The sequence below is a fragment of the Variovorax sp. 01T439_2 genome (genome assembly GCF_056398445.1).
In genome coordinates this window covers 1-3,458 of sequence record NZ_JBFTPJ010000648.1, presented here as the reverse complement: position 1 = coordinate 3,458, position 3,458 = coordinate 1, and the positions used below count along the sequence as shown (strand labels likewise).

General features: G+C 69.6%; 4 protein-coding genes. All 4 read right to left on the bottom strand.

Annotation, left to right across the window (positions count from 1 at the left end; translation table 11 throughout):
* Positions 1 to 433, bottom strand: a 433-nt coding sequence (locus AC1DOC_RS25080; RefSeq protein ID WP_478130713.1) for a pyridoxal-phosphate dependent enzyme, incomplete at its 3' end; no start/stop codon positions are given.
* Positions 434 to 482: 49 nt separating this feature from the next.
* Positions 483 to 1,178 (bottom strand): phosphoribosylanthranilate isomerase, encoded by a 696-nt coding sequence (locus AC1DOC_RS25075; RefSeq protein ID WP_436301438.1) that lies wholly within the window; start codon positions 1,176 to 1,178, stop codon positions 483 to 485.
* Positions 1,175 to 1,987: a tRNA pseudouridine(38-40) synthase TruA gene (gene truA, locus AC1DOC_RS25070; protein WP_478130712.1), complete on the bottom strand. Its 813-nt coding sequence runs from the start codon at positions 1,985 to 1,987 to the stop codon at positions 1,175 to 1,177. The genes AC1DOC_RS25075 and truA overlap by 4 nt, the downstream gene beginning before the upstream one ends.
* 33 nt (positions 1,988 to 2,020) lie before the next feature.
* Positions 2,021 to 3,458: FimV/HubP family polar landmark protein (locus AC1DOC_RS25065; RefSeq protein WP_478130711.1), on the bottom strand; the 1,438-nt coding region annotated here is incomplete at its 5' end.

Below are 3,458 nucleotides of genomic sequence, written 5' to 3'. Positions count from 1 at the left end.
CGTCCTGGCTGCCCATGTAGACCACGCATTCGAGGCCGTAGCGCGCGCAGATGGTGGCGGTGGCCACGCCATGCTGGCCGGCGCCGGTTTCGGCGATCACGCGGGGCTTGCCCATGCGGCGCGCGAGCATCGCCTGGCCGATCACGTTGTTGATCTTGTGGGCGCCGGTGTGGTTGAGGTCTTCGCGCTTCAGGTAGATCTGGGCGCCGCCCATCTCGCGGCTGGTGCGCGCGGCATGGTAGACCGGCGAGGGGCGGCCGACGAAGTGCTTGAGTTCGTAGTGGAATTCGGCGAGGAAGGCCGGATCGTCCTTGTACTTCGCGTAGGCGTCGCGCAGCTCGTTGATCGCGTGGGTGAGCGTTTCGCTCGCGAAGGTGCCGCCGTAGTTGCCGAAGTGGCCGGTGGCGTCGGGTTGCTGATAGTTGGTTCGCATGGTTCTCGATCGTTGGGCCGCAGCCCGAAATCACGATCGGGTGCGGCGGCTAACTGGAGAAGGAGGCGTCGGCGGCCCTTACGGCGGCGACGAATTGCCGGATCTTTCCGGCGTCCTTCAGGCCCTTGTTCCCGGGACCGTCGATTTCGACGCCCGAGCTCACATCAACGGACAGCGTCTTGCAGCGCGTCCGCAGGATGCGAATGCCATCGCTCACGTTTGCAGGTGTGAGCCCACCACTCAAGACGAGGTGAGCGTCGACGGCGGGTGGAAGAAGTGACCAATCGAATGCCTTGCCGCCACCGCCATAACCTTCGACATGGGCGTCGAGCAGGATGGCCTGGGCGTGGGAGTAATCGGACGCGTATTTTACGAGGTCGAAGCCCGCTCCGGCGGCGCCCAGCGGAATACGGGCCGCGCGCATGTAGCGAAAGCGCCCCGGGCCGGTGGCGCGCTCGCACTGCTCAGGCGATTCTTCGCCGTGGAACTGCGCGATCGCGCCCTTCACGCGGGAAAGCGCTGCTATGACTTTGGGAGCATCCTCGTTCACGAACAGCAGCACCGGCGTGATGAAGGGCGGCAGGCGCGAGGCGAGTTCGGCGGCGCGCTCGGGCGTGACGGCGCGGGGGCTTTTCGCGTAGAGCACGAAGCCGATGGCATCGGCCCCGGCCTCGATGGCGGCATCCACGTCGGCCTCGCGCGTGAGGCCGCAGATCTTGATGCGGGTGCGGGGAGCGGCAGTCATGGCGGCCCATCATAAGGAGCGCCGCCGGCCTGCAGCGTGGCCTCGGCCGGCAGACCCCACTTGGCGTCGTACAACGGCCCGAGAAAATACAGCCCGTTGGCCGAGAAGGTGGGCGCCGCCACCTTGCGGCTGCGCGCCTCGAGCACTTCGGTGATCCATTCGGGCCGTTCGTCGCCGCGGCCGATGCGCACGAGGCAGCCCATCAGGTTGCGGATCATGTGGTGCAGGAAGGCATCGGCCTCGAACTCGAAGTGCCAGCGGCAGCGGTCGCCGCTGCCGACTCGCGTGATCTCGATGCGCCGCAGGTCCTTCACCGGTGAGCGGGCCTGGCAGGCCGAGGCGCGGAAGGAGCTGAAGTCGTGCTTGCCCACCAGCAGGGCGGCGGCGGCGCGCATCGCATCGCCGTCGAGCGGATGCATCGACCAGCCGACCCGGCCCGAATCGAGGCTGGGCCGCACGGGCGACTGCGACAGCACGTAGAGGTAGCGCCGCGCCAGCGCACTGGCGCGGCAATGGAATTCGTCCGGCACCGGCTGCGCCCACTGCACCGCGATGTCGTCGGGCAGGAAGCGGTTGGTGCCGCGCATCCAGGAGAAGGGCTCGCGTTCGRCGGTGGTGTCGAAGTGCACCACCTGCATCAGCGCATGCACGCCGGCGTCGGTGCGGCCGGCGCACAGCGTGCCGATGGGCTGCGCCGCGAACTTGGCGAGCGCCGCTTCGAGCTTGTCCTGCACCGTGCGGCCCGAGCGCTGGCTCTGCCAGCCCTCGTACGCCTGGCCGTTGTAGCGGATGCCTAGCGCCAGCCTCACGAATTCAGGAAGAACAGCGGAAAAAGCCGCTCGTCAGCGCAGCTCGGCGAGCAATTGCCTCGCCTGCGACTTGAGGTCGCCGGCACTTTCGGCTTCGACTTCCTCGACCAGCGAACGGGCGCCTTCGACGTCGCCGATCGCCTGCAGCTCGCGCGCCAGCGACAGCTTGACGGCATGGGGGCTCTCGTCGCCATCGTCGTCCTGCGCGGCTTCGGCGGGCCTGGCTGCTGCATCGGTGGTACCGGCCACCTGGCGGGCGGGCAGGCCGGCCAGTGCACTCATGTCGAACTCGATGAAGCCCGAGTCCGCGGGCAGGTTGCCGCGCAGGCCGGCCGGCCGGGTGTTGGCATCGGCTTCGCCGAGCGCGCCGGGGCGGGTGATCGGCGACAGTGCGCCGGGGGCGGTGTCGAAGTCGTTTTCCAGGTCGACCGGTGCCGTGGGCGCATGCGCATGGCCGTTGGACAGCGGTGCGCTGCTGGCGGCCGGCGGCGCATAGGCCGTCTTCGGCAGGCTGGCACTCACCGGGGCCGGTGCGGGCGCCGGTGCCGGCGGCTGGCTCAGGTCCAGATCGAAGTCCAGCGGTGCGACCGAGGGCACGAAGGCCGGCGTGGYCGCGACGGGCGCGGGGGCGGGTGCCGCCACCGGGGCCGGCGCGGGTTTGGCCGCGGCTGTGGCCAGGGCGCCTGCAAAGGCGGCGCTTTCGGCCGGGCTCACGCGGGGCGCGCCCGAGTCGTACAGCGGATTGCCCGGATCGAGATCCTTGCCCATCTCGACCACGCGGTTCCAATCGGCACCGGCGCCGTTGGTCAGCTTGTGCACTTCGGTGGCAAGGCCTTCATAGGCCCGCACGTCGCGGCGCTTGGCATGGATCTCGAGCAGCTTGAGGTGGATGGCCGTGCGGTCCGGATTCACGCGCAGGGCTTCGCGCAGGATTTCCTCGGCCTGCAGGTCGCGGCCGTAGGCCAGGTACACGTCGGCTTCGGCCACGGGATCGACATCGCCCGCATCGAGCTGGCTCGGCGAGTACGACAGCGACGACACGGTGGAATCGCCACGCTGCTTGGTGTCGACCGATTCGCCGCCGCTGGCGCCGAAGAACGAATCCTTCGGAATGCGGCTTTCGAGGAACACGCTCTCGCTCATTTCTTCGCGGCGGCGGCCCAGGACACGGTAAAGCAGGAAGCCGACCAGCAAGGCGATCAGCGCCGCGCCGCCGAGCATCAGCGGGTTGTCCATCAGCTCTTCGAAGAAGCCGCGTTCGGCCGGGGGCGGCGGGGGCGCTGCCTTGACGACCGGCTTGGGTGCCGGTGCGGCGGCCGGGGCGCTTGCCGCCGCTGCGGGAGCGGCCGGCGCAGCCTCGGAAGTTGCAGCAGGCACGGGCTCGGCCGACGGAGCGGCGGGAGCGGCAGCTGCCGGTGCCGCTGGTGCAGGCGCAGCTGCCGGTGCCGCTGGCGCCGAAGCGGCAGTAGGC